The sequence below is a fragment of the Xanthomonas sp. WHRI 8393 genome, assembly GCF_040203315.1.
In the GTDB taxonomy this organism is placed as follows: Bacteria; Pseudomonadota; Gammaproteobacteria; order Xanthomonadales; family Xanthomonadaceae; genus Xanthomonas; species Xanthomonas arboricola.
This window is the reverse complement of the sequence record NZ_JBEGGL010000001.1, coordinates 1266456-1293226: the sequence shown is the minus strand read 5'-3', so window position 1 is coordinate 1293226 and position 26771 is coordinate 1266456. Positions and strand designations below refer to the sequence as shown.

The window sequence follows — 26771 nt, the reverse complement described above, 5'->3', positions numbered from 1 at the left end:
CCATGCCTCAACATATCCGTTCCGCCTGGCTCAAGACGCTCGGCACTCTCGCGCTGTTGCTGGGCGCTGCCGTGCTGGTCGGCGTGCTGATCGAGCATGTGTGGATGGCGTTGACGCTGACCGCGCTGGGGGTGCTGGCCTGGCATTACTGGCGGCTGCGCCAGGTGCTGCAGCGCCTGACCGCGCGCCAGCGTGCCGAGCCCGCCGCCGGGATCGGCGCCTGGAACGAGCTGGATCGCCTGCTCTATCGCAGCCAGGCCGAAATGCGCGCGCGCAAGCGTCGCCTGATCGAGATGCTGCGCACCTACCGCGCCGCCGCGCAGGCGCTGCCGGATGCGGTGGTGGTGGTGGATCGCAACAGCCAGCGCGTGCAGTGGTTCAACCGGGCCGCGGGCGGACTGCTGGGGCTGCATCATCCGGGCGACATGGGCGTGTCGGTGGTGGAGCGGTTGCAGCCGTTGCCGCTGGCGCACTGGCTGGCCGCCGGCCGCAACGCCGAGCCCATGCTCGACGCCGCCTCGCCGGTGGATCCGGATCTGCGCCTGAATCTGCGCCTGATCCCCTACTCGGACGATTACTGGCTGCTGGTGGCGCGCGATGTCAGCAAGCTGCTGCGGCTGGAGCAGGTGCGCCGCGACTTCGTGGCCAACGTCTCGCACGAGCTGCGTACGCCATTGACGGTGGTGCACGGCTATCTGGACATGCTCGACCCGGAAGACTTTCCCGATTCGGGCCCGATGCTGGCCGAGATGCGCAAGCAGTCGCAGCGCATGGCGCAGCTGGTCGAAGACCTGCTGACGCTGTCGCGGCTGGAATCGCAGGAAGAACTCGGCGAGGAACACGTGGCGATGGCGCCGATGCTGTCGACGCTGCGGCGCGAGGCCGAAGCGCACAGCCAGGGCCGCCACACCGTGGAAGTGTTCGACGAGGCCGGCGTGGACCTGCTCGGCTCCAACAAGGAGCTGCATAGCGCCTTCTCCAACCTGGTCACCAATGCGGTGCGCTACACGCCCGGCGGCGGCACGGTGACGATCCGCTTCGTGCGCGAAGGCGATGGCGCGGCCCTGGCGGTGCGCGACACCGGCTACGGCATTCCCGCCTCGCATCTGCCGCGCATCACCGAGCGCTTCTATCGCGTCTCCAGCAGCCGCTCGCGCGAGAGCGGCGGCACCGGGCTGGGGCTGTCGATCGTCAAGCACATCCTGGGACTGCACCAGGCGCGTCTGGAAATCGAAAGCGAAGTCGGACGCGGGAGCGAATTCTCATGCCATTTTGTCGCTGCGCGCGTCGTGCAGCGCGATCAGTCCCTGCCACTGTCACGTTCGGCGTGATATGTAAGAGGTGCGCGCCGCACCGCGGTGCGATGCACGCGCGCATGACGCGCTACATCGCCTGCGCTGCCTCTGGCGCGCTGCCACGCCGCACACCATCTCCGTCTTGATGACCGATTCCAATGGGCCACGCCAAAGAACTGCACGACGTCACACCTTCCGAGGACATCGCCACCGATCCGTTGCGCGATCCGGCGCTGTACATCAACCGGGAACTGTCGCAGCTGGACTTCAATTTCCGGGTGCTGGCACAGGCGTTGGACGAGCAGGTGCCATTGCTGGAACGGCTGCGGTTCCTGTGCATTTCCTGCACCAACCTGGATGAATTCTTCGAGATCCGCGCCGCCACCGTGCGGCATGCGCAGGAGTTCGGCCTGCCGCCGGCACCGGATGGCCTGAGCCCGACCGCCATCCTCAACGCGGTGCACGACCGCGCCGCCAAGCTGGTCGAACAGCAGTACCACGCGTGGAATGAAGTGCTGCGCCCGGCGATGGAAGATGCCGGCGTGGCCGTGCTCAGCCGCACGGCCTGGACCTCGCGTCAGAAGCGCTGGCTGCGGGCGTACTTCCGCAACGAGATCATGCCGGTGCTGTCGCCGCTGGGGCTGGACCCGGCGCATCCGTTTCCGAAGATCCTCAACAAGACCTTGAACATCGTGGTGGTGCTGGAGGGCCAGGACGCATTCGGGCGCGCCGGTCATCTGGCCATCGTGCGTGCGCCGCGCTCGTTGCCGCGCATCATCCAGCTGCCGGCGAGCCTGTCGCCGGAGGGCGCGCAGAGCTTCGTGTTCCTGTCCTCGGTGCTGTCCGAGTTCGTCGACGAGCTGTTCCCCGGCATGCAGGTCAAGGGCTCGTATCAGTTCCGCGTCACCCGCAACTCCGAGCTGGTGGTGGACGAGGAAGAAGTCGAGAACCTGGCGCTGGCCTTGCGCGACGAGCTGGTCACCCGTGGCTATCGCCCGGCGGTGCGCCTGGAGATCGCGCACGACTGCCCGGCGCCGATCATGCGCACCCTGCTGCAGAACTTCGGCCTGAACGAAAACGCGGTGTACCGCATCGTCGGGCCGGTCAACCTGAGCCGCGTCACCCAGGTCTACGATCTGGTGCAGCGCCCCGAACTGAAGTATCCGTTGTTCAATCCGCGCACCCTGCGCGACAACGACGGCATCTTCGAGATCGTCAGCAAGGGCGATGTGCTGCTGCATCACCCCTTCGATGCGTTCACCGCGGTGCTGGACGTGATCCGCCAGGCTGCGGTCGACCCGAACGTGCTGGCGATCAAGCAGACGCTGTACCGCACCGGCAAGGACTCGCTGATCGTCGATGCGCTGATCCAGGCCGCGCGCAACGGCAAGGACGTCACCGTGGTGGTGGAGCTGCGCGCGCGCTTCGACGAAGAGGCCAACCTGGGCCTGGCCGACAAGCTGCAGGAAGCCGGCGTGCAGGTGGTGTACGGCGTGGTCGGCTTCAAGACGCACGCCAAGATGCTGCTGATCGTGCGCCGCGAGGGACGCAAGCTCAAACGCTATGTGCATCTGGGCACCGGCAATTACCACAGCGGCACCGCGCGCCTGTACACCGACATCAGCCTGATCACCGCGGATGTGGAAATCGGCAACGATGTGCACATGCTGTTCCAGCAGTTGTCCGGGCTGGCCCCGCGCATGAAGCTGGAGCAGTTGCTGCAGTCGCCCTTCACCCTGCACGCCGGCGTGTTGAAGCGGATCGAGCGCGAAACGCGGCTGGCCCGCAACGGCCGCCCGGGCCGCATCATCGCCAAAATGAATGCCCTCAACGAGCCGCAGGTCGTGCGTGCGCTGTATACCGCCTCGCAAGCCGGTGTGCAGATCGACCTGATCGTGCGCGGCGCCTGCACGCTGCGCCCGGGCGTTCCTGGCGTGTCCGACAATATCCGCGTGCGCTCAATCGTGGGGCGTTTTCTGGAACATAGCCGCGTGTACTGGTTCGGCAACGATGGCGCGGCAGAGTTGTATTGCGCCAGCGCCGATTGGCTGGAGCGCAACCTGCTGCGGCGCGTGGAGACCTGCTTCCCGATCCTGGACCCGGATCTGGCCAAGCGCGTCTACCGCGAAGTGCTGCAGAACTACCTGGACGACAACGTCAACGCCTGGGAGCTGGATGCCGACGGCGTCTATCACAAACGCCTACCAGGCCCTGGCGAGCCGGCCCATTCGGCGCAGATGACCTTGCTCGAGCGGATCTGAAAGCGGCGCGGGCGTGGCCCCTCACGGGGCCAACGGCCCATCAGCTACCATGCGCCCATGCCAATGCCCTCCCCCACGATCCCGCCCCTGCGCGATGGCGATTTCCTCGCCGCCATCGACTTAGGATCCAACAGCTTCCACATGGTCATTGCGCGCTACCTGATGGGTCAGCTGCGCGTGGTCGATCGCCTGCGCGAAACCGTGCGCATGGCCGACGGCCTGGATGGCAAGGGTGGCCTCTCCAACGAAGCGCGCCAGCGCGCGCTCGAATGCCTGGCGCGCTTCGGCCAGCGCATCCGGGAAGTGCCGTCGTTGCGCGTGCGCGCGCTGGCCACCAACACGGTGCGTCAGCTGCGCTCGCCGCAGGCGTTCCTGATGCCGGCCGAAACCGCGCTCGGGCATGCGATCGAAGTCGTCAGCGGACGCGAGGAAGCGCGCCTGATCTATCTCGGGGTTGCGCATGCGCAACCGCCCAAGCCCGATCAACGCCGGCTGGTGATCGACATCGGCGGCGGCTCGACCGAGTTCATCATCGGCCGCGGATTCCAGACCCTGGAACGCGAATCGCTGCAGGCCGGCTGCATCGCCAGCACGCGCCGCTTCTTTCCCGGCGGCAAGCTGTCGAAGAAGAAATGGAAGGATGCGCTGACCGAGATCGGCACCGAATTCCAGCAGTTCGCCAATCAGTACAAGGCGCTGGGCTGGCACGAGGCGATCGGCTCGTCCGGCACGCACAAGGCCATCGGCGAGATCTGTGCGGCGATGAAGCTCACCAAGGGCGCAATCACCGCCGAGGCGCTGCCGGCGCTGCGCGATGAACTGCTCAAGGCCAAGCGCATCGAGGATATCCAGTTGCCCGGCCTGGCCGCCGAGCGGCGGCCAATCATCGCCGGCGGCATCCTGGTGCTGGAAGCGGCGTTCCAGGCCCTGGGGCTGGAGAAGCTGATGGTCAGCAAGGCGGCGATGCGCGAAGGCATCCTCTACGACATGCTCGGCCGCGGCGGCGAGAACGACCCGCGCGACAGCTCGGTGGCTTCGCTGGTGCAGCGCTACGGCATCGACGAAGTGCAGGCGCAGCGCGTGGAAGCCACTGCCTGCCGGCTGTTCGACCAGGTCTGCGAATCCTGGCAGCTGGATGGCGACGACGCGCAGGTGTTGCGCCGCGCTGCGCGCCTGCACGAGCTGGGCCTGATCATCGCGCACAGCCAGTATCACGTGCACGGCAGCTACATCCTGGAGCACTCGGACATCGCCGGTTTCTCGCGGCAGGAGCAGCAGGTGCTGGCATCGCTGGTGCGCACGCACCGGCGCAACGTGCCCAAGACCGCGTTCGATGCGCTGCCGGACCGCCTGCTGCTGCCCACCCGACGCAAGGCCGCGCTGCTGCGGCTGGCGGTGCTGCTCCATCGCGCCCACGAATCGGACCCGATTCCGACCCTGGAACTCACCGCCGATGACACCCGCCTGTCGTTGATCCTGTCGCAAAGCTGGATCGACTCGCGCCCGCTGCTGCGCGCCGACCTGATCGGCGAAGTCGAGAGCATGGCCGGGCTGGGGATCGCGTTCAAACCGTTTGTGACCTGAGGCCTGCGGCCTCAGGCGGGATTTGGGATTTGGGATTCGGGATTCGTTGACCGCGGCACGTAATGTATTGCGTGTTCGCCCAGATGCGCAAAAGCCGCTTTTGCGAATCTCCAATCCCGAATTCCTAATCCCGTCGCACTTGTCACCGCCGCGACTTATCCGCGCAACATCCATGCCATCGCCCTCCCGGAAGCTAGCGAAAACCGGAGGACGGGCATGCGCTACGCGATCGTTACCGAAACCTATCCCCCCGAAGTCAACGGTGTTGCGCTGACCGTGCACGGGCTGGAAATCGGCCTGCGCGCACGCGGACACCAGGTGGACGTGGTGCGTCCACGGCAGAGCGGCGATACCGATGCGGCCACCGCCCTGCTGGTGCGCGGCGCGGCGCTGCCGCGCTACCCGGGACTGAAATTCGGATTGCCGGCAACCCAACGCCTCGTTCGTCATTGGCAAATCACGCAACCGGATGCGGTCTATGTGGCCACGGAAGGCCCCCTGGGCTGGTCGGCGATGCGTGCGGCACGCCGGCTCGGCATTCCGGTCGCCACCGGCTTCCATACCCGCTTTGACGAATACCTGCCCGACTACGGTGCCGCTTGGCTGCAGGGTACTGCGCTGCGCTGGATGCGCCGCTTCCACAATCAGGCCGAGGCCACCCTGGTGCCCACGCGCGAGCTGCAGCAGTTCCTGCGCGACGGCGGCTTCGAGCGCGTGCAGTTGCTGGCACGCGCGGTGGACAGCCAGCAGTTCGATCCGGCCCGGCGCGATCCGGCCTTGCGTGCCGAATGGGGCATCGAGGGCGAAGGCTTCGCCGCGATCTATGTCGGACGCATCGCCAACGAAAAGAATCTGCCGCTGGCGATTCGCGCCTTCCGCAAGCTGCAGCAGATCCGCCCGAAGGCGCGCTTCGTCTGGGTGGGCGATGGCCCGGCACGCGAAAAAATCGCGCACGAGAATCCGGACTTCATCTTCTGCGGCATCCAGCGCGGCGAGGCGCTGGCGCGCCACTTCGCCAGCGGCGATCTGTTCCTGTTCCCCAGCCGCAGCGAGACCTTCGGCAATGTGACCCTGGAGGCGATGGCCAGTGGTGTGGCCACCGTGGCCTTCGACTACGGCGCCGCACGCGAGTATCTGCGCAGCGGCCACAGCGGTGCGGCAGTGGAGAACGACGAGGCGTTCATCCAGGCGGCCGTCGCACTCACCGACGACGATGCGATGCGCCAGCGCCTGGGTGCGGCGGCCGCACAGGCGATGAAGAAACTGCATCCGGACAACGTGGTCTCCGACTTCGAGGCCTTGCTGATGGGCATCACTGCGGCACGGGGGCGTTATGTCGGCAACGCGGCTTGAACTTCTGCGCGGTCACGAAGCGCGCTGGTGCCGGCGCGCCAACCACTGGTGCCGGCGCCACCCGGTGCGGCGCGCATTCGCCACCATCAGCCGGCTCGGCGATGGGGTGTTCTGGTACAGCCTGATGGGCTTGCTGGTGCTGCTCGACGGCATGGACGGCGTGCGCGCATCTGCGCACATGGCCGCCACCGGCGTGCTCGCGCTGACCTTGTACAAATCACTCAAGCGCTGGACGCGTCGGCCACGCCCGTATGCGGCCGATGTGCGCATCCGCGCCTGGGTGGCGCCGCTGGACGAGTTCAGTTTTCCGTCCGGCCACACCTTGCACGCGGTGTCCTTCAGCATCGTGGCACTGGCCTACTACCCGTGGCTGGCGCCCCTGCTGGTGCCGTTTTCGGCCGGCGTGGCGCTGTCGCGCGTGGTGCTGGGCCTGCACTATCCCAGCGATGTCCTCGCTGCCACCGCGATCGGCGTGCTGCTGGCCAGCCTGTCGCTGTGGGGATTGCCGGTGTTGTTGGGGTAAGGAGCAAGCCCTGTCATCGCTGCGTTGGCCCGACCAGGCCAGCGATCCTCTCGTTGCCGCAGCCAGCCGTTCACCCGGCACTCGCTCCGCGATGCAACGCTCCCCCGATTCCCGATTCCCGATTCCCGTGCCGCGCTCCCGCCGTACAATGGCGCGATGACGACCCTGTTCATTTCCGACCTGCATCTGGATCCGGCCCGGCCGGCGATCACCGAGCTGTTTCTGGACTTCCTGCGCACGCAGGTGCCCGGTAGCGACGCGCTCTACATCCTTGGCGATCTGTTCGAAGCCTGGATCGGCGATGACACGCCATCGACCGCTGCCGATGCGGTGGCCGTGGCGCTGCATGCGGTGGCCGATAGCGGAGTGCCGGTGTTCTTCATGCCGGGCAACCGCGACTTCCTGGTTGGCGAGGCGTATGCGCAACGCGCGGGCTTCCGCATCCTGCCCGACCCCACCGTGGTCGATCTGTACGGGCATCCGACCTTGCTGATGCATGGCGATTTGCTGTGCACCGACGACACCGCCTACCAGGCGTTCCGTGCGCAAACGCGCGATCCGGTCTTTCAGGCGCAGTTCCTGGCGCAGCCGCTGGCCGCGCGGGTGGCCTTCGCGCAGCAGGCGCGCGCTGCCAGCCAGGCGCGTCATGCAGAACTCAAGCAGGGCGACCAATCGCGCTTCGAGACCGTCACCGATGTCACCCCGGCCGAGGTGGAGGCCACCTTCGTGCGGTATGGCCTGGACCGCCTGATCCATGGTCACACCCATCGCCCTGCAATCCACACCCTGCAGGCCGGCGGCCAGACCTGCACGCGCATCGTGCTGGGCGACTGGTACGAACAAGGCTCGGTATTGCATGTGGATGCCGACGGCGTGTCGCTGGAGCAGTTGCCGCTTTAACGTGGCTGTCAGCAGCTAGCGAGCGGCCAGCTCGGCGCAGGCCGCTCGCCCGGACCCCGTTTGCAAGCGACAGACCGCGATGGGCACGTGCCGCTCCGTCTGCAGGTGAGCGCCGTGGTTTCGAGATCATGCCTGCGCGCCCTCGGTGTGCTGTTCACCCGTGCTGGAATGCAGCTTGACGCGTTGTCGGCACGCCTGATCGCGCCAGCCTGCTGATACGCAACCGCACGGTCCCTGCAGTCTCCAGAAGCCTCACTGCATGCTGCGCGCATGTTCGGCGTAGTCGACAAAGTCGGCGTTGACTATGTCGTACCAGAGCACCGTACCATCGGCCTGCACGCGGAACCGATCGCGCACCGGGTTGGTCTGCGGATCGCCCGGGCACTCGTTGCCATGCCGCTCGCGCACTGCGAAGTCGAACGCATCCGCTGCGGGCTCAGCGTCGTCTTCGTCGACGATGCTGATGCAGTTGTCCGCATAGAAATGGTCGTTCTGCAGGCGGGTTTCCAGCACATCCAGCGCGCGGGCGCGGGCATCGTTGGCGGTCGTGGCTGCCGGCGCGGACACCGCCGGTTTGGGTGGCGCAGGGGCCGGGTCGGCAGGTTGCTGTTTGCAGCCGGCAACTGCCAGCGCGACCAGGCACAGCGCCGCATAACGCAGGGACTTGGACATGGGTGCTCCGCTCCGCAGGACACGCCGGCAGCTGCCGGCAGTGCCTCTAGTCTGCGCGATCGCTGCGCCTGCGTGTAGCGGCAAAGGCCCGGCACCTGCGTGCCGGGCCCGACGACGGAACGATCGGCTTGGTCCTCAGCGGAAGCCGGCGATGGTGGCCTTGGTGTTGACCAGCACGCGCTGGTTGTCGGCGGTGCTGGCGTTGCCCATGGGCACGCCGTTGTAGCTGATGTTGGGGTTGGACCAGTAGTTCAGGCGCGGGCAGCTGCTGCTGCAGTCGTAGGCCATGATGGTGCGCCAGCTGTTGCCGTAGCGATAACCGTGCCCGTACGCATATGGCGAGGTGCTCGGGTCGTTGGTGGCGTCGTGCCGGGCGCTCTGCAGATGGCCGATTTCATGCGCGAAGCTGTAATAGCCGGTGGCGCAATCCCAGTACACCGAGGCAAACGCGGTCGCCGCGGTGGAGCCGATGCCCGATGCCAGGCCGCAGTAACTGCTGTTGTTCAACACGATCACGCCCACATCGGCGGTATAGGTGTTGCGGCTGGTGTGGATGCTGTCCATGTAACCGTCGTTGGTTACGCGGAAGCGCTGCAGGTCGGTAGTGAAATTGCCGGTTTCGCTGTAGCTGGTGGTCTCGTAACGCGCCAGCTGCAAGGTGATGCCGACATTGCTGTTGATGTAGCCCTGGTTGGCCTCGGCCACTGCCAGTTGCACCAGCGACTGCATGTTGCCGCCGTAGGCGGTCACCGCCTGATTGGTGGCCACTACCAGCACGCGGATGGTCGCCGGGCTGCCCGACGATGCGGCGGCCGCAGTGAAGCGCCCGTCGCTGGGCATGTCGATCTTCGGCAGCAGGCTGTATTCGGCCGGGTGTTCCTGCGGCAGGCGGCTTTCTTCCACCTGCACCAGCACGTGGCGGCCATCGGCGAGCGGCCGCAGCCGATACAGCTTGCCGGCGTAGCGGATGGTGCCGGTGACGGTATCGCCGCTGCGTACCAGGATGGCCGAGTTCAGCGGATCCACACCCGACAGCGTGCGGGCACGGGTGCCGGCGCCCGTGCCGAGATTGCCGTACCACACGCTATCGCCGCCTTCCAACGCATCGACCTTGGCCTGGGTGGCGGTGATGGTCTGGCCGTCCAGCTGCAATTCCAGCAGCTTTTCCGAAGCGGTGACGGCACCTGCATCAAGCTGGACCACCTGCGCGTTGGCGGTGGACGGTGCGCTGAGCAGGCGCTGCAACGAGGGTTCGGCAGTGGCGGTGGCGCTCGCGCTGCGGCTCAGCGCAGGGCCGGATTGATACAGCGGCTTGCCGGCAGCGGCGGCCGAACCGGCCAGACACATGGCGATCAGACCCGCCGTGGTGCACATCGACTTCGACTTCATCGTCTCTCTCTCCTTAGACATGGAAGTAACGGATGTGAAACACCGGGCCCCTGCCCCCGGGACGCCATTAAGGCGCGTCGGTCCGTGCCGATTGCAAGTTGTTACAAAAGAAAATTACGGTTTTGTGATGTCTGCCGTTGAATGGATGCGATTCCGGCAGCTGTGCGGGAGGACCCAGCGCACAGTCCGGTGATCGAACGCGCGTTGCCGCGCAGATGGCCTGTCGCGTTTGGCGTTAGCTAGGCGTGGGGCACGATGTCATGACGAAGGGATGCGATGCGCATTGCCCCAGTGCGCTGCGATCGTTCTGCCGCGCAATGCGCTCGGTACTTCATGAGCGAGGCTGCAAGGCGCCTCACCCAGCGTGGCGTCGGTGCGAGCCAACTCGATATCTGCTCCGCAAATGGCGATCGACAGATCGCGCACTGCAGCCCGCCCACACATTCACCACCGGCGGCTCAGCCGGCCTGCTCCACCAGATCGGCCAGTTCATCCTCATCGAAGCCGGCAAGCAGCCGCGCCTGCAGATTGAACGGCCCATGCAGGTAACCGCCGGCGTACTCGTGCAGCAGCGCCTTGAAGCGCGCGCGCGGCTCGATGCCGGCCTGCGCGCAATACCAGCGGTACCAGCGCGAGCCGGCCGCCACATGCGCCACCTCTTCGCGCAGGATGGTGTCCAGCACCTCGGCAGTGGCGGTATCGCCGAGCGAGCGCAGCTTGACGATCATCGCCGGTGTCACATCCAGCCCGCGCGCTTCCAGCACGCGCGGCACCAGCGCCATGCGTGCCAGGCCGTCATGTGCGGTTTTCTCGCACATTTCCCACAGGCCGTTGTGCGCGGCGAAGTCGCCGTAGTCGTGGTCGTGCGCATGCAATCGCGCGCGCAGCAGCATGAAGTGGCGCGATTCGTCGTCGGCCACGCCAACCCAGTCGGCATAGAACGCCGCCGGCAACCCACGGAAGCGATACACCGCATCCCAGGCCAGGTCGATGGCGTTGAGCTCGATATGCGCGATGGCGTGGATAAAGGCGGCGCGGCCTTCCGGGTTGCCCAGCCCGCGCCGCGGCACCTCGCGCGGATGCACCAGCACCGGCCTTGCAGGTCGGCCAGGCATGCGGATCGGCTCCGGATGCGCCGCCTGCGGCGGTGGCAACGGCAACGCACCGGCGCGGAACGCGGCCGCATGTCGCTGCGTCAACGCGACCTTCTCCAGCGGATCGGCCGCTTGCAGGCAGGCATGTGCGGCTTGCAGAAGATCCATCGTGTCCATCACTCCGTCGTTGCGGTAGCCGCCAGATCGACAACTGGCGCTTCGATCTGCAGCGGCGATCGAGATCCCTACGCAGCCGTCGCAGGTGCGATCTGCGTACAACCAGCGGCTGGCGCCACTATCGAACCAGCGCAGCGCACCCGCCTGTCGATCGGCAGCAATCAAATCGCGCGATCGCCACGCAGGTACTCCTGCGTGGCACTGCGGCTCTAGGCCACGTCTGGGTAGCGCCGAGCTGCAGCGCTACCGCACTGCCTCACGCGCGGCGACGCTTCTTGGCATCGTCCGAGCGCAATTGCTGGATGCGTTCGAAATAGCCCGGTTCGATGCCGGTGATGTACTCGCCGTTGAAGCACGAGGAATCGAACTGCTGGATGTCCGGGTTGCCTTCGCGCACGGCCACTTCCAGGTCTTCCAGATCCTGGTAGATCAGCCAGTCGCAGCCCAAAAATTCCTGGATTTCCAGCTCGCTGCGGCCATGCGCGATGAGTTCTTCGGCCGCCGGCATGTCGATGCCGTAGATATTGGGGTAACGCACCGGCGGCGCGGCCGAGGCCAGATACACCTTGCGCGCACCGGCATCGCGCGCCATCTGCACGATCTGCCGGCTGGTGGTGCCGCGCACGATCGAATCGTCGACCAGCAGCACCACGCGGTTGCGGAACTCCAGGTGGATCGGATTGAGCTTGCGCCGCACCGATTTCTGCCGCTCGCCCTGCCCCGGCATGATGAAGGTCCGGCCCACGTAGCGATTCTTGACGAAGCCCTCGCGGTACTTCACCCCGAGCACGTTGGACATCTCCAGCGCCACATCGCGCGAGGTGTCCGGGATCGGGATGATGGTGTCGATATCGTGGTCCGGGCGCAGCCGCAGGATCTTCTCGCCCAGCTTCAGGCCCATGCGCATGCGCGCCTTGTGCACCGAGATGTTGTCGATCATCGAGTCGGGACGCGCGAAGTACACGTACTCGAAGATGCACGGCGCGTTGACGGTTGGCGCAGCGCAGACTTCCGAAAACAGCTCGCCGCGCGCGGTGATCACCATCGCCTCGCCGGGGCGCACGTCGCGCACGCGCTGGTAGCCGAGGATGTCCAGCGCGGCCGATTCGGAGGAAACGATGTATTCGGTGCCTTCGGCATGCTCGCGCTTGCCCAGCACCAGCGGACGGATGCCATGCGGGTCGCGGAAGGCCACCAGGCCCAGGCCCAGCACCACGCTGACCACCGCATAGCCGCCCTTGCAACGGCGATGCACGCCGGCCACCGCGCGGATCGCCGCTTCCGGGGTCAGCATGCGCTGCGCGTCCAGCTCGTAGGCGAACACGTTCAGCAGCACTTCGCTGTCCGAATCGGTGTTGATGTTGCGGCGGTCGGCTTCGAACACCTGCTGGCGCAAGGCCTCGGTGTTGATCAGGTTGCCGTTGTGCGCCAGCGCGATGCCGTAGGGCGAGTTGACGTAGAACGGCTGCGCCTCGTCCATGCCTTCCGAGCCTGCGGTCGGGTAGCGGCAATGCGCGATGCCGACCCGGCCTTCCAGCACCGCCATCTTCTTTTCGTCGAAGACGTCGCGTACCAGCCCGTTGGCCTTTTGCACACGCAGGCGCGTGCCGTCTGCGGTGGCGATGCCTGCGGCGTCCTGCCCACGATGCTGCAGGACGGTCAGGCCGTCATAGAGCTGCCCGGCGACGTTCTGGTTGCCGACAATACCGACGATGCCACACATGGTGCGCGTTCTCCGCTACGGCTTGCGCCGTTACTGTGAAGGGGGCCGTGCCTGGCCTTGGGACTCAACCCGAGCCGGGTCGCTTTCTCCGCCGCGAACCTGCGCCGGATCGATATTGGCCGGCATCGCCTGCGCCGGATCGCGTCCGTCGCTGGCGGCTTTGCCGGGTTGCCCGAGCGCACGCGTGATGGTGTCGCTCAGACCGGACCCGGACAGCGCCTTGCCCAGGTCCGTATTATCGCCTGCCGAAGGCAACTTCCCCAACTCCGTTGGCAAGTTGCCGAGTTCCATTGATGGCATGTCCATCGACGGCATCCGCCAGGCCGGCAGTTGCGCCCGCATCCAGCTCGCGCCCGGCGACAGCATCGGCATCAGCATCGACTGGCGCCAGGACGGCTCGCGCGGCAGCGGCGTGAAGCTCATCAGCAGCACCAGCACGCTGGCCAGAAAACCGCCGCGCACCAGGCCCAGGCCGAACCCGAGCATGCGGTCCATCCCGCCCAGGCGCACCGCATCCACGCCGGCACGGATCACCATACCGATCACCGCCACGGTGATCAGCACGCCGACGAACACCATCGCGTAGCCGCCGAACGATTCGGTGGCCGACGGATGCTTGCCGTCGGCGATCCAGCGCGCGGCCGGGCCGCCGAACTGGAACGTCGCCCAGCCGGCCAGCAACCACGACAGCGTGCCGACCACGATGGCGACAAATCCGCGCAGCAGGCCCAACAGGGCCGACACCAGGATGATGACGCCCAGCACCATGTCGATCATTGCCCACTTCTCCGCGCGGCGCGTGCGCCGCTGGTCCAACCTGGCTCGGTGTTCATTGCGCTCCCCTCCATGGGTGTGAGGCGATCAGGAAATCCGCTCGCCGCTGGCGATACCACGCAAGCGGCGATCGGGCGGGCTGCGGACGAGCCGCACTGCGCGTAGCGAACCAACCGTCATGCCGATCTCCGGCATGTACCGCGCCCGCCGGTTGGCGGCGCAGTCGTTTACGGATGCGGACGCACCATGCCGGAAATGCCGACCTTGGCCGCCACCTGCGCACGCAACTGTTCGGCATCGCCACGGTTGGCCACCGGGCCGACCCGCACGCGGTTGAGCGCGCCCTTGTCGGTCCGCACCTGTTCGACGAAGGCACTGAAACCGGCGGCGCGCACGCGGTCGCGCAAGGCGTCGGCGTCTTCGGCGCGCCCGAAGGCGCCCAGCTGCACCGCAAAGCCGACCGAACTGGCCGCAGGGGCTGCCGGCGCGGCGGGCGCCGCGACGACCGGCTTGGTCGGCTCGGGCTTGGCCGGCTCCGTTTTCGCCACCTCCGGCTTGGCCGGAGCGGGCTTGGGCGCGGCGGCCACCGGCTTGGCCGGCTCTGGCGGCAGGCTTTCGGTCTTGGTCGGTGCGGCGGTGCTGGCGGCGGCCACGCTGCTGCTGGGTTTTGCGGCCGGGGTCGGGGCCGGTGCCGGCGTCGGTGTGCTGGCTGCAGGCGCTGGCGCGGCGGCGTTGGCATCCAGCGTCACCACCTGGGCGTTGACGTCGCTGCGCACCTTTACCGCCTGCAGGCGCGCCGATTCGGCCTGCGCCTGGTCGACATACGGCCCCACGCGCACGCGCCAGGCCGGGCGGCCGTTGATCTGGGTCCTTTCGCTGAAGCCGGGCAGCTGCGCCTGCTTGAGCCGCGCCAGCACCGCGTCGGCGTCGGCGCTGGTGGCGTAGGCGCCGAAGTTGACCGCGTAGTTGCCGGCCGCCACCTCAGGCGCCGACGGCGCGCTGGACGGGTTGGCCAGATCGGCCGCGTCCGGGTTGTCCTGCACCGCAGCCGGCGCCGAGGCGGCGCCGCGCATGCCCAGCGCGCCACCGGCCGGCGCATCGCCCGGGGTGACCAGCGGCAATTCGCGGGTTTCGAACTCGCCATTGGCCGGTGCGGCAGGCGCCTCCAGCGGCACATCGGCCACGCCGCTCGACGGCGCAGGGCCCTTGACCAGCATCGGCAGGAAGATCACGGCAAGCGCCACCAGAACGATGGCGCCAATCAGTCGCTGTTTCAGAGCAGTATCCACGTAGAGAGACGAGAGGCGGCGTGGCGGGGTGCCGCGGCGATTATAAGGCCGCAGCCGGGCTACCGACCCGGGTGGACTGAACGAAGTGCGCTTAGGGCGTCGGCAACGGTATGAAACGAGCCGAACACCAGCACCCGATCGCCCGGTGAGGCCTGCGCCAGCACCGCGCGCAGTGCGCCCGCCACATCGCCATGGCAGGCCGCCTGCGCTGCGGCACTGCCCTGCAGACGGGCCTGCAAGGCCTGCGCCGACTGCCCCCGCGCACCGTCCAGCCCGGCCAGGGCCCAATGGTCGACCTGCGCGCCCACCGCCTCCACCACGCCCAGCACATCCTTGTCCGCCAATGCGGCGTAGATCGCATGGGTACTGCCGGTGTGCGCCTGCGCGCCCAGCGCATCGGCCAGCGCGCGCGCGGCCTGCGGGTTGTGGCCGACATCCAGCAGCACCTGCACGCCATCGATGTCGCTGCGCTGCAGGCGCCCGGCCACCCGTGCATTGGCAATGCCCTGCGCCCAGGCGGCATCGGGCAGTTCCACCGGCAAGGCCTGCAACACGGCGATCGCCGCGGCGGCGTTGGCCAGTTGCACCGGCGCCTGCAAGGCCGGCATCGGCAGCTCCAGGGTCACCGCAACATCGCGCCAGCGCCACTGCGGCGCGTCCGGGTGCTGCGCCTCGATCGGCTCGAAGAAATAGTCGCTGCCGGCGCGGATCGCATTGGCGCCCAACTGGTAGGCCCGCCGCAACACGCTCGACGGCGGGTCGATTTCGCCCAGCACCACCGGCTTCCAGGCGCGGATGATGCCGGCCTTCTCGGTGCCGATCGCCTCGCGGTCTTCGCCCAGCCAATCGGTGTGGTCGATATCCACGGTGGTGATCACCGCCACATCCGAATCAATGATGTTGACCGCGTCCAGGCGCCCGCCCAGGCCGATTTCCAGCACCGCCAGGTCCAGCCCGGAGCGCTGCAGCAGCCACAGCGCCGCCAGCGTGCCGTATTCGAAATACGTCAGTGCGGTCTGGCCACGTGCCGCTTCGACGGCGGCAAAGGCGTCCACCAGTTGCGCGTCGCCGGCCTCGTTGCCGTCGATGCGCACGCGCTCGTTGTAGCGCAGCAGATGCGGCGAGGTGTAGCTGCCCACCTTCCAGCCGGCGGCCTGCGCGATCGCCTCGATAAAGGCCACGGTGGAGCCTTTGCCATTGGTGCCGCCTACGACAATGACATGCCTGGCTGGCGCTTCAATCTGCAACCGCGCAGCGACCTCGCGCACGCGCTCCAGGCCCATGGCGATGTTCTGCGGATGCTGCTGCTCGATGTAGGCGAGCCAGTCGGAGAGGGAGTCGGTTGCGTTCACGGTCAGGGCTGCGCGAGAAGAAGCGCATTATCGCCGTTTGCCGGCGCGCAGCGCATATCACCAGGCACGCCGGCAGATCGCGCACCGTCGCATGGGCCGACAGGGTGCGCGCGCCTCAGCCAGCAACTGGAGGAGCGCTGTCGCCCGCAGTCAGGGGACATCGGAAATGGACGCAATGCGCATGCCCAACACGGAGCGTTGACCGCGCAACAGCACCGAAACGCGCTGCTCGGGATGACGCCGATATTGCGCTTCGTCGATGCACAGATGGCCCGGAAAACGATGCGCGAGCGGCCCGCCACTCAACCGGTATTTGCACGCTCGCGCGCCGGGCATGGCGGCGGTCTGCATGACATGCGTCTCTTCGAAATCGACACCGGCGATGCGGGTGTAGACCCAGGGCCCACCTCTGGCCAGCACCAGCCAGCACAGCAATCCCAAGAGCGGCGGCGCCAGGCAGAGCGCCATCACGGTGTTGAACAGCTGCTTGCCAACGACCGCCTTCCACCCGCCGATGCGATAGGCCGGCGCGACGATCGATACCGTCAGACCGCTTCCCAGCAGCAACATCGGCGCTATCCAGGCCCGACCGGACAGGAAAGGCGCAGGAATGAAGTCGGAGAACGCCCCCAGCGCCAGCAGGCCGGACACGCTGCCAAAAACAGCGTAGCGAAGCGCCCTGGGCCACCTGGCAATTGTGCCGATATCACAGGCCACGGTCTCATCCAGCGTCCGTGCCGGGCGTTGTCTTACAGCGCCCGATGCTTGGCTTCACCGAAAAACGGCGTGTGGTGCGCGCAGTCGTTGAGCCGCACCACTTCCAGGTGATCCACGTCCTCGCCTTCGAGCAGGTTGAGCGTGGTCGGTGCCTGGCGGAAGGTCCACAGCCGGGACAGCGGCAGGCCCAGGATCTTGCACAGGATCACGCGGTTGACCGCATCGTGCGCGACCACCAGCAAGGTATCGGCCGCGCCCAGGCCTTCGGCCGCGCGCGCCAGGCCGCGCCAGCTGCGGTCCAGCACCTGCCGCAGGGACTCGCCGCCGGGCATCAGCACGGTATCGGGCTCGTCGCGCCAGGCGCGCAGACGTGCCGGATCCTTGTCGTTGATCTCGCTGGCCAGCAGGCCTTCCCATTCGCCGTGGGCGATTTCCTGCAGGTCCGCATCGGTCTGCAGCAGGCTTTCGCGGTTGCTGCCCAGCGCCAGCCTGGCGGTGGCCTGCGCACGCGACAGCGGCGATGCCACCGCGCGGGTGATCTCCAACGATTGCAGACGCGCGCCGAGGGCAGCGGCCTGGCCTTCGCCGACCGGCGACAGCGGGATATCGATCTGGCCCTGGTAACGGCCTTCGGCGTTCCACGGCGTCTCGCCGTGACGGGCAAGCAGGATGCGCATGCGCGAGGGATTCCTTGGGGGAAGGGGCCGGCTCGCCGCAGCGAAACGGGAGCGCATGATAACCCCTCCCGCTGCGGTGCCGGCCGCCCGCGTCGGCACACGCCGAATTCCGGCAACAGCTGCGATGCCGGGCGACTCCGGCATGACCCAGCGCAAATACCGGCTATCCACGGCGACCGTGCGGGTCATCGCCGGATCGAAGATCCCGTTGTAGCCCACCGACGCTGGGTTGCCGTCGAGGCCAGAACAACCCGCCTGCCCTGCGCGTCCATCACCGGTGCGCCCCCGGCGCCGGCTCAGGCGCGCCCGAATGCCGGATCGCTGCGGCTGGGCCTGCCGGTCTCCAGATGCCCGGCCAGGCGGCGGCGGAATGCCGCGCCCGGTTGTTCCAGCACCACGTCGTACCAGTGATCGCTGGCAGCAAGCGCCAGACGCACGGTCTGGCGCTGACCTGCAGCCAGGTGCAGCGAGCGCGCGGTCGGGTCTGCGTAGTCCAGCGCGCGCAGTTGCAGCGTGCACGGCTGCTGCCCGGCATTGCCGATGTCCAGCACCAGCGCCTCGCCGTCCTGCCGCGCCTCCAACCATGGCGCAGCCGATTGCGTCCCGGCCGCAGCGAGGTCGCCGGCGAATTCGCGCAAGAAGCCATTGGGTCCATGCACGCTCAGCGCATAGGCATCGTTGTGCGCAGCGCCGACCGGCACATCGTCGAGGCGGGTGCCGGGCAACACGGTGTAGTACCACGGGCCCCCACTCGCAGCGCTGGTGTAGACGTTGAACGCGGCTGCCGCAGCGCCGCTGTTGACGAACTGCAGCTGCACGCCGCCGTCGCCCTGCTCGCGCGCATGCACCTGCAAGGCATACGGCAACGCGCGCGCCGGACGTTGTCCCGGCTCCTGCCGCGGCATGCTGGCCTGGGCCGGCGGCACCGGTAGCGGCTTGTTGCGCACCGCGGCGGTGCGCGCGCGGTAGTCGTCGACCGACGGCAATGCGCTCAGTGCCGAATCGTCCGGCTTGCGGAAATCGAACACGCTGGTCAGATCGCCACTGACCGCGCGACGCCACGGGCTGATGTTGGGTTCGGCCACACCGAAGCGGCGTTCCAGCAAGCGCAGCACCGAGGTGTGATCGAACACCTGCGAATTGACCCAGCCGCCACGCGTCCAGGGCGAGATCACCAGCATCGGCACGCGGATGCCCAGCCCCATCGGCACACCTTCGTAGACCTCCCCGCGCGTATCGACATTGCTGCGCCCCATGCGCGCATCCAGTGCCGGCAGCGCTGCGGGAACGTGATCGAAGAAGCCATCGTTCTCGTCGTAGTTGATGATCAGCGCGGTCTTCGCCCACACCTGCGGATTGGCGGTGAGCGCATCGATCAGGCGCGCCACCAGCGATTCGCCATAGGCCGGCGGCGCTTCCGGATGCTCGCAGTACGCGGTGGGCGGCACGATCCAGGACACCTGCGGCAAGCGATCGGCCTGCACGTCGGCGGCGATTGCGGCGATCAGATGATCAGCCTGCGTGGTGGCGGCATTGTCTGCAGTGGACCCGGGCACGCAGGCACGTGCGCGTCGATAGCGTTCGTCGCCGGGGTGCAGATCGCGGTAGTGCGAAAAATACGCCAGCGAGTTGCAGCCGAAGTTGTCGTACTCCTGGTACACGCGCCAGTCCACGCCTGCGGCCTGCAGGCGCTGCGCATAGGTGGTCCAGTCCATCGCCGCATAACCGGGCTTGTCGCGCGCCATGTCGGCAGTCCAGTTTCCGTCGTCGGCATTGGTCACCGCCTGCGCGCCGAGATTGCCCACGCTCGGGCCGCTGGTGCCGGTGAACAGGTACATGCGATTGGGATTGGTCGGCCCATGCAACGAACAGAAATAGCCATCGCAAATGGTGAACGCATCGGCCAGTGCGTGGTAGTACGGGATGTCGTGACGCTGGAAATATCCCATCGTCAATTCGCCCTTGTACGGCACCCAGGCGTCGTACTCGGCCCAGCGCGCCGGGTCCTGGCCGTGACCGGCTTTCCACGAATGATCCAGGCTCTTGATCAACGGCGCACAGGAGTCTTGCGAATCGAAGGCGAACGGCAGCAGGCGACGACCATCGGCGGCCGGCTGGCTCCATACCGGGTGACCGTCGCGCAGCTGCAACGGGCGCGGATCGCCGAAGCCGCGCACGCCGCGCAGCGCACCGAAGTAATGATCGAAGGAGCGGTTTTCCTGCATCAGGATCACCACGTGTTCGATGTCGCGCAGCGTGCCGGTGCGCGAGTTGGCCGGCAGCGCGAGTGCGCGGCCGATCGAGGACGGCATGACGCCGGCGGCGGTCAGCGCGGCGACGCGCTTGAGGAAATCGCGGCGCGAGGGGGAGGACGTCATGGCTACGGAACCTGCAGGAAATACGTGTACGTCGCCGCGCAGTGCGGCCGGGTACGACACGTATAGCGGTCAAGCACGACAGTTTTGCGACAGCCACCGTCATCAATGTTTCATACGTCGTTGACACCCTGCGTCGCGAAACGCCGGTCCTGCACCGCGCGTTGCCCTCAGCCGTGCTCGAACAGGATTCCCCCATGACTTCCGCTCGCCGTTTTCATGTCACTCCGCTGGCGCTTGCCCTGGCCGCGCTGCTCCCCGCCATCGCCTCTGCTGCCACACCGGCGGCCGATCCGATTGCCGGTGCAGATGCGCCGGTAGCCGATGCCCCGGCCAGCGTTGCCGATGCCGCCACCAACGCCACCCAGCTGGATGCGATCAACGTGGTGTCGCAAGGCAGCACCCGCCAGGTCCAGCGCATCAGCCGGCAGGACATCGAGCAGCTGACCCCGGGCAGCAGCGCCTTCAAGGCAGTGGAAAAACTGCCGGGCGTGCAGTTCCAGTCGGCCGATCCGTTCGGCACCTACGAGTGGTCCTCGCAGGTCACCCTGCACGGCTTCGATCAGAGCCGGCTGGGTTACACGCTCGATGGCATTCCGCTCGGCAACATGAGCTACGGCGTCACCAACGGCCTGCACATCACCCGCGCCATCATTTCGGAAAACCTCGGCTCGGTGGAAATCGCGCAAGGCGCCGGTGCGCTGGGCACTGCGTCCAACACCAACCTTGGCGGCACCATGCAGTTCTACTCCGCCGACCCGCAGAGCACGCCGGGCCTGCGCCTGGTGCAAACGGTCGGCAGCGATGCCACGCGCCGCACCTTCGTGCGCGGCGACACCGGCGACCGCAACGGCTTGTCGGCGTACCTGTCCTATGCCAATGCCAGCACCGACAAGTGGAAAGGCTTCGGCGACCAGCAGTCCGAGCAGGCCAACCTCAAGACCGTCTACCAGTGGGGCGACGGCAACCGTCTGAGCCTGTTCGTGGACACCTCGCGGCGCAAGGAATACGACTACATGGACCTGTCGTTGACCAGCCAGCGCGCACTGGGCTGGGACTACGACTACCTGCAGCCGGATTGGGCCACCGCCGTGCAGATGGCGCGTGCGTATCAGAACACCGGGGCCACCAGCGGCGTGGCCAACGGCTATCCGCAATCGCTGGCCGGGCTGCCGGACGATTACAGCTGGCTCGATGCCAGCTACTACGCCGGCGGCGGCCTGCGCCGCGACAACCTGGCCGGGCTGTCGGGCACGTTCGTGTTCGGCGGCGCCACCCTGGATGCCACCGGCTACTACCACGGCAATCGTGGCGAAGGTCAGTGGGTGACGCCGTATGTACGCACCTCTGCGCAGGTGCCGCTGTCAATGCGCACCACCGACTACGGGCTGGATCGTTTCGGCGGCACCAGCGCCTTGAAATGGGCGTGGGGCAACCACGATCTGGAAGTGGGCCTGTGGGCGGAAAACGCACGCACCACGCAGCAGCGCAACTACTTCGCGCTCGGCAATGAAGGCTATACCTCGCTGTACAACGTGTATGAAGCGCAGACCCCATTCCGTCGCGATTTCCTGCAGCGCTACACCACCCAGACCCGCATGCTGTACCTGCAGGACACCGTGCGCCTGCTCGACGATCGGCTGACCCTCAACTACGGCGCGAAGGCGCTCAGCACCACCACACGCGCGCAATCGCTGGTGCCGACCACCGCACTGGCACAGGGCCGCATCCGCGCCGAAGACAACTTCCTGCCGCAGGTCGGCGTGAACTACAAGCTGGACGAGCGCCAGGACCTGTACGCCTCCTACAGCAAGAACATCGCCGCGTTCGGCTTCACTCCGTTCGGCACCTCGCAGGCGGCGTTCGACCGCAGCCGTTCCACGCTGGAACCGGAGGAATCACAGACCGTGCAGGTGGGTTACCGCGTGCAGGATGCGCAGTTCCAGCTGTCGGCCGATGCCTACTTCACCAAGTTCTCCAACCGCTTGTTGACCACCTCGCCGTGTACCGCCGTGCAGACCTGCGCGGCGATCCTGAGCAACGTCGGCGCCGTGCATAGCGCGGGTGCCGATCTGGCCTTGATGTGGCGCCCGGTGGAGGGCCTGAGCTGGTTGAACTCGCTGTCGTGGAACCGCTCGCGCTACCAGGACGATTACCTCAACAACGGCGTGGTCGCCACCTCCGGCAAGGACGTGGTCGGTATCCCCGCGTTGATGTTCTCCTCCAGCGCCAGCTACCAGCTCGGCAACCTGCGCCTGGATCTGGACGGCAAGTACGTCGACAAGCGCTACATCACCTTCCTCAACGATTCGCAGGTGCCCTCGTACTGGCTGTTCAATGCCGGCGCGCGCTACGACTTTGGTCGCGTGGGCGGGGTGGCCGATGTGGCGTTGGCGCTCAACATCACCAACCTCACCGACAAGCGCTATTTCGCCAGCACCGGCACCAACGGCTATGTCGCCTCCGATCCGGATGGCTACAACCAGACCATGGTGGTCGGCGCACCGCGGCAGTACTTCATGAGTCTGGATGTGAAGTTCTGAGTCTTCTCGCCCTTCCCCTCGGGCGAGAAGACACGGCTTGCGCACCCAGGCGCGCGTGCTTTGGAGCGTCCCGCCGCGGGTGCGGGCAGGGGCGCGGAGCTGGAGCGTTGAGGGTGAGGGTGACGCCGATCATTCACCCTGGCGACGCGCCTGCCATCGCAGGCGGCGACAGATCTCTGAGGCGCCCCTTAATCCGGCGCTGCGCGCCACCTTCTCCCGAGGGGAAACGGACGGCACCGGCCCTACCCCGCCATGAACCGGGTCAGCCGACATCACTCACTTCCCGCACCGCCGCATGGCCCCGACCTCGCGCCGCATATAATCGCCGTCTTACTTTCACTCAGCAGGTCCCGCCAGATGGCGCAGACGATGAAGGCGCTGGTCAAGCGCGAAGCAAACAAGGGCATCTGGCTGGAACAGGTCGCCGTTCCCAGCCCCGGCCCCAACGAGGTGCTGATCAAGCTGGAAAAGACCGCGATCTGCGGCACCGACCTGCATATCTACCTGTGGGACGAGTGGAGCCAGCGCACCATCAAGCCCGGCCTGACCATCGGCCATGAGTTCGTCGGCCGCGTGGCCGAGCTCGGTTCGGCGGTGACCGGCTACCAGGTCGGCCAACGCGTGTCGGCCGAAGGCCACATCGTCTGCGGGCATTGCCGCAACTGCCGTGGCGGCCGCCCGCACCTGTGCCCCAACACGGTCGGCATCGGCGTCAACGTCAACGGCGCCTTCGCCGAGTACATGGTGATGCCGGCCAGCAACCTGTGGCCGATCCCCGACCAGATTCCCTCGGAGCTGGCCGCGTTCTTCGACCCTTACGGCAACGCCGCGCACTGCGCGCTGGAATTCGACGTGATCGGCGAGGACGTGCTGATCACCGGCGCCGGACCGATCGGCATCATTGCCGCCGGCATCTGCAAGCACATCGGTGCGCGCAACGTGGTGGTCACCGACGTCAACGACTTCCGCCTCAAGCTGGCGGCCGACATGGGCGCCACGCGCGTGGTCAACGTGTCCAAGACCTCGCTCAAGGAGGTCATGGCCGACCTGCACATGGAAGGCTTCGACGTGGGCCTGGAAATGAGCGGCAACCCGCGCGCCTTCAACGACATGCTCGACTGCATGTACCACGGCGGCAAGATCGCCATGCTCGGCATCATGCCGCGCGGCGCCGGTTGCGACTGGGACAAGATCATCTTCAAGGGCCTCACCGTGCAGGGCATCTACGGCCGCAAGATGTACGAGACCTGGTACAAGATGACGCAACTGGTGTTGTCGGGTTTCCCGCTGCACAAGGTACTGACCCACCAATTGCCGATCGACGATTTCCAGAAGGGCTTCGACCTGATGGAAGAAGGCAAGGCCGGCAAGGTCGTGTTGAGCTGGAACTGATCGGCCAATACGCTTCAACGCAAAAGGCGCCGCAAGGCGCCTTTTGCATGTCCATCTTCAGAGCACTGGCAACGCAGCAGGCAAAACTCACTGGTTGAGGGCGCGGCGCCCTTGCCGCTCGCGGGAAACGCGGTGAATCCATCCCTGCAGGCGCCTTGGCGGCATCCATCCATGCCGCCAAGGGTTCCGCAACCGGCAAGGACACCGCACCAGAGAAATAGTCTGTGACCGCATAAGAAAACGCTTCGCCCAACCTACATTGGATATTGAGCCTGCATACCATTGTCGAACAGCGCGCATCAAGCACTGCTCCTACCGTGCACACCGACCATCTCGACTAGTCCTTGCCCGCTCACCATCGCGGGACCTTACGCGGCATGGATGCCGCGTAAGAGCCTACATGGACGTCCTTGCGGCGTGTCCCGCGACGGTGGGTGGGCAAGGGCCCTGCAGCCAGGCAGCAGATCAGCCGCTCCGCAAGTGATCTATCCGCACGATGCATCACTCAAAGACAAAACCAACGAGACTTGAGCCTCGGTGTCCTTCAAATGTAGACACTGAAGAACCCGGGCATCAACTCTTGTTACCGCCTCACCACTACCACTGCACGGCCGAGTCGTTAGAGCCGCTGTTCAAGCGATTGCCATCACGCATCACGGCCAGGTGACCGTGGCAGTCGCGACCAGATGGTTCTGCGAATTCTGCCGACCGAAGCCGAATTCCGCCGCCTCGCTGGTGTCGTAATAGCCAACGCTCAGGCCCAGCGGACCGAAGGCCTTGCCGACATTCACGCCGAAGTCGTTGTAGTCGTGATCCACCTGGCTCAGCGACGAGGTATAGACACTGTGCCCCGCATGCGCGCCGAAGGTGAAGTCGTAGGGCAGCGACCAGTTGGCATCCAGCGCGTAGTAATAGCCATCGGTCTTGGTGCCGTAAAGATCGTTGGTGTAGGCAACGGTGAGGCTATAGGTTTTCAGGAACGTGGTCTTGGTGATCAACTCGGCGTAATTGGACGCGCCTGCTCCCAGATACTGGTAGCGATTGACCATCACATCGAAATTGAAATTGGTGCCCAGATCGGTGTTGTAGCCGACAAAGCCATCCACTTCCCAATCCGGATCGCCGGCACCGTAGTCGACGTTGGACGTCCAGGTGCCGATGTACAGGCCGAACGGCGTCTTGTAGGTGAGTCCGGCCTGGAAGGCGGGCTCTTCATTGGTCTGCGAAATACCGCGGAACAGATAGTCGCTGGTCACCGCAAAGGTGCCGCTGAAGGGAGAAGCGGGGGCTTGTTCGTCCTGCGCCTGTGCCAACGGCACCACACCGAGCAGCAGCAACGACAGACAACACGCGAGCGAGGACGGCTTCATGGACATCTCCTGGAACGATGGGCGGTCGGATTGCGCAAGGCGGGACTGCCATGACTTCTTAGTCCAACCGTCATTGCAGCGCAACATACACGTCGCGCTCGCTTGACCCAGCGCACACGCTCAAGCGCAGATGACGCCGGTTAGCGTTCTGTCTCATCGACCGCCGGCGCGGAATCTTGATGGGCCGGGAGTGGAGATTGGGGATTCGGGATTGGCAGGGATTCGCTTCGCTTCTGCGAATCCCCCAATCCCCAATCCCGAATCCCGGCTTAGATCAGACCGGAAACACGCCGTAATGCCGCGCGGCCAGCCGCAACTGCTGCCCGGGCTGAAAGCTGCCCGCCGATGCCGGCAGCTCCACCTCCACCTCATTGCCTGCTGGCTCCAGCGTTGCACGCAGGCGCAGACGCGCCCCGCTACGCTGCGACCAGGCCACCGTGGCCGGCCAGCCAGCGTCGTCCGGCACCAGATCTTCCGGCCGCACGTAAACCTCGACCGGGCCGGCCGCCAGCGCAGCATTGGCTGCCGGCAAGGCATGCCCGGCAACCTGGATCTGGCCTTGCGCCAGCACGCCGGGAATACGGTTCACCGCCCCCACGAACGAATACACGAACGGCGAAGCCGGCTTGTCGTAGATCATCGCCGGCGTGTCGAGCTGCTCGATGCGGCCACGGTTGAGGATCGCCACCCGGTCGGCCAGCTCCAGCGCTTCTTCCTGGTCATGGGTGACGAACACCGTGGTCAGGCCGGTCCGCTCGTGCAGTTCGCGCAGCCAGCGGCGCAGATCGCGGCGCACCTGCGCATCCAGCGCACCAAACGGCTCGTCCAGCAGCAGTACGCGCGGCTCGATCGCCAACGCACGCGCCAAGGCCACACGCTGCCGCTGGCCACCGGACAGCTGGGTGGGATAGCGCTGCTCCAGGCCCTGCAACTGCACCAGCGCCAGCAGCTCCTCCACCCGTGCGCGGATACGCGCTTCGGCCCAGCGCTCGTTGCCGCGTCGCACCCGCAGGCCGAACGCGATGTTCTCGAACACGTCCATATGCTTGAACAGCGCGTAGTGCTGGAACACGAAGCCGACCCGGCGCGACTGCACGCTCATGCGGGTGGCGTCTTCGTCGCCAAACAGCACCTGCCCGCCATCGGCATGCTCCAGCCCGGCCATGATCCGCAGCAGGGTGGTCTTGCCCGAACCGGACGGCCCCAGCAAGGCCAGCAACTCGCCCTGACGCACGTCCAGGGTAATGTCGTCCAGCGCGGTGAACGTATCGAACTGCTTGCGCAGGCGGTGGATGCGGATGCCCATGTTCA

20 protein-coding genes and 1 pseudogene are annotated in these 26771 nt (G+C 66.5%); 8 read left to right on the top strand and 13 right to left on the bottom strand.

The annotated features are described in order from the left end of the window. Window positions 1–2 precede the first annotated feature (2 nt). The 6 genes from phoR (at window position 3) to lpxH (ending at window position 7916) form a co-directional block, all read left to right on the top strand. On the top strand, window positions 3–1331 hold the full coding sequence (phoR, locus tag ABQ137_RS05595) for a phosphate regulon sensor histidine kinase PhoR (RefSeq protein WP_039523856.1): 1329 nt from the start codon (window positions 3–5) through the stop codon (window positions 1329–1331). A 122-nt stretch (window positions 1332–1453) separates the two neighbouring features. Then, window positions 1454–3556 carry a polyphosphate kinase 1 gene (ppk1, locus tag ABQ137_RS05590; RefSeq protein ID WP_349781442.1) on the top strand — a complete coding sequence of 701 codons (2103 nt, stop codon included), beginning with the start codon at window positions 1454–1456 and terminating at the stop codon, window positions 3554–3556. Window positions 3557–3619: 63 nt separating this feature from the next. Beyond that, window positions 3620–5140, top strand: coding sequence for an exopolyphosphatase (gene ppx / locus ABQ137_RS05585; RefSeq protein WP_024938415.1), 1521 nt, complete (start codon window positions 3620–3622; stop codon window positions 5138–5140). Between the two features lie 216 nt (window positions 5141–5356). Next, window positions 5357–6493, top strand: coding sequence for a glycosyltransferase family 4 protein (locus tag ABQ137_RS05580; protein WP_349781440.1), 1137 nt, complete (start codon window positions 5357–5359; stop codon window positions 6491–6493). Next, window positions 6474–7016, top strand: coding sequence for a phosphatase PAP2 family protein (locus ABQ137_RS05575; protein ID WP_024938413.1), 543 nt, complete (start codon window positions 6474–6476; stop codon window positions 7014–7016). The genes ABQ137_RS05580 and ABQ137_RS05575 overlap by 20 nt, the downstream gene beginning before the upstream one ends. Window positions 7017–7172: 156 nt before the next feature. Continuing rightward, on the top strand, window positions 7173–7916 hold the full coding sequence (lpxH, locus tag ABQ137_RS05570; RefSeq protein WP_016902232.1) for a UDP-2,3-diacylglucosamine diphosphatase: 744 nt from the start codon (window positions 7173–7175) through the stop codon (window positions 7914–7916). Between the two features lie 252 nt (window positions 7917–8168). Here lpxH and ABQ137_RS05565 read toward each other — a convergent pair whose 3' ends face one another. The 11 genes and pseudogenes from ABQ137_RS05565 to ABQ137_RS05515 all read right to left on the bottom strand — a co-directional run bounded on the left by ABQ137_RS05565 (window position 8169) and on the right by ABQ137_RS05515 (window position 20158). After that, window positions 8169–8588, bottom strand: coding sequence for a hypothetical protein (locus ABQ137_RS05565; RefSeq protein ID WP_349781438.1), 420 nt, complete (start codon window positions 8586–8588; stop codon window positions 8169–8171). A 135-nt stretch (window positions 8589–8723) separates the two neighbouring features. Continuing rightward, the gene (locus ABQ137_RS05560) at window positions 8724–9977 is read right to left on the bottom strand and encodes a zinc-dependent metalloprotease (RefSeq protein WP_349781436.1); all 1254 of its coding nucleotides are present in this window, start codon (window positions 9975–9977) and stop codon (window positions 8724–8726) included. Between the two features lie 458 nt (window positions 9978–10435). After that, window positions 10436–11239, bottom strand: coding sequence for a ferritin-like domain-containing protein (locus tag ABQ137_RS05555; protein ID WP_503021189.1), 804 nt, complete (start codon window positions 11237–11239; stop codon window positions 10436–10438). A gap of 265 nt (window positions 11240–11504) precedes the next feature. Then, window positions 11505–12971: an amidophosphoribosyltransferase gene (purF, locus tag ABQ137_RS05550; RefSeq protein ID WP_016902228.1), complete on the bottom strand. Its 1467-nt coding sequence runs from the start codon at window positions 12969–12971 to the stop codon at window positions 11505–11507. Window positions 12972–13001: 30 nt separating this feature from the next. Beyond that, on the bottom strand, window positions 13002–13748 hold the full coding sequence (locus tag ABQ137_RS05545; protein ID WP_016902227.1) for a CvpA family protein: 747 nt from the start codon (window positions 13746–13748) through the stop codon (window positions 13002–13004). 224 nt (window positions 13749–13972) lie between these two features. After that, the gene (locus tag ABQ137_RS05540) at window positions 13973–15034 is read right to left on the bottom strand and encodes an SPOR domain-containing protein (RefSeq protein WP_349781433.1); all 1062 of its coding nucleotides are present in this window, start codon (window positions 15032–15034) and stop codon (window positions 13973–13975) included. Between the two features lie 59 nt (window positions 15035–15093). Next, window positions 15094–16386 (bottom strand): bifunctional tetrahydrofolate synthase/dihydrofolate synthase, encoded by a 1293-nt coding sequence (gene folC, locus ABQ137_RS05535; protein WP_184516331.1) that lies wholly within the window; start codon window positions 16384–16386, stop codon window positions 15094–15096. A gap of 150 nt (window positions 16387–16536) precedes the next feature. Continuing rightward, entirely contained in the window at window positions 16537–17037 is a 501-nt protein-coding gene (locus ABQ137_RS05530; protein WP_104553638.1) for a hypothetical protein, read from the bottom strand. A gap of 98 nt (window positions 17038–17135) precedes the next feature. After that, window positions 17136–17780, bottom strand: coding sequence for a histidine phosphatase family protein (locus tag ABQ137_RS05525; RefSeq protein ID WP_016902223.1), 645 nt, complete (start codon window positions 17778–17780; stop codon window positions 17136–17138). Window positions 17781–17878: 98 nt separating this feature from the next. Then, window positions 17879–18073, bottom strand: a pseudogene (locus ABQ137_RS05520) (S46 family peptidase); the annotation flags it as partial. Window positions 18074–18076: 3 nt separating this feature from the next. Further along, complete coding sequence (locus ABQ137_RS05515; RefSeq protein WP_184516327.1) at window positions 18077–20158, bottom strand: phosphocholine-specific phospholipase C; 2082 nt, start codon at window positions 20156–20158, stop codon at window positions 18077–18079. Between the two features lie 194 nt (window positions 20159–20352). On the opposite strand from ABQ137_RS05515, the gene ABQ137_RS05510 reads away from it, so the two are divergent. Both ABQ137_RS05510 and tdh read left to right on the top strand, forming a co-directional pair. Then, the gene (locus tag ABQ137_RS05510; protein WP_184516324.1) at window positions 20353–22698 is read left to right on the top strand and encodes a TonB-dependent receptor; all 2346 of its coding nucleotides are present in this window, start codon (window positions 20353–20355) and stop codon (window positions 22696–22698) included. A gap of 357 nt (window positions 22699–23055) precedes the next feature. Beyond that, window positions 23056–24090 (top strand): L-threonine 3-dehydrogenase, encoded by a 1035-nt coding sequence (tdh, locus tag ABQ137_RS05505; protein WP_172641694.1) that lies wholly within the window; start codon window positions 23056–23058, stop codon window positions 24088–24090. A 653-nt stretch (window positions 24091–24743) separates the two neighbouring features. On the opposite strand, the gene ABQ137_RS05500 is transcribed toward tdh, so the two are convergent. Together ABQ137_RS05500 and ABQ137_RS05495 are read right to left on the bottom strand one after the other, a co-directional pair. After that, a complete protein-coding gene (locus ABQ137_RS05500) occupies window positions 24744–25460 on the bottom strand; it encodes a TorF family putative porin (RefSeq protein WP_024938543.1) in 717 nt (238 codons plus the stop codon). 274 nt (window positions 25461–25734) lie between these two features. Beyond that, window positions 25735–26766 (bottom strand): sulfate/molybdate ABC transporter ATP-binding protein, encoded by a 1032-nt coding sequence (locus tag ABQ137_RS05495; protein ID WP_016902217.1) that lies wholly within the window; start codon window positions 26764–26766, stop codon window positions 25735–25737. Window positions 26767–26771 lie beyond the last annotated feature (5 nt).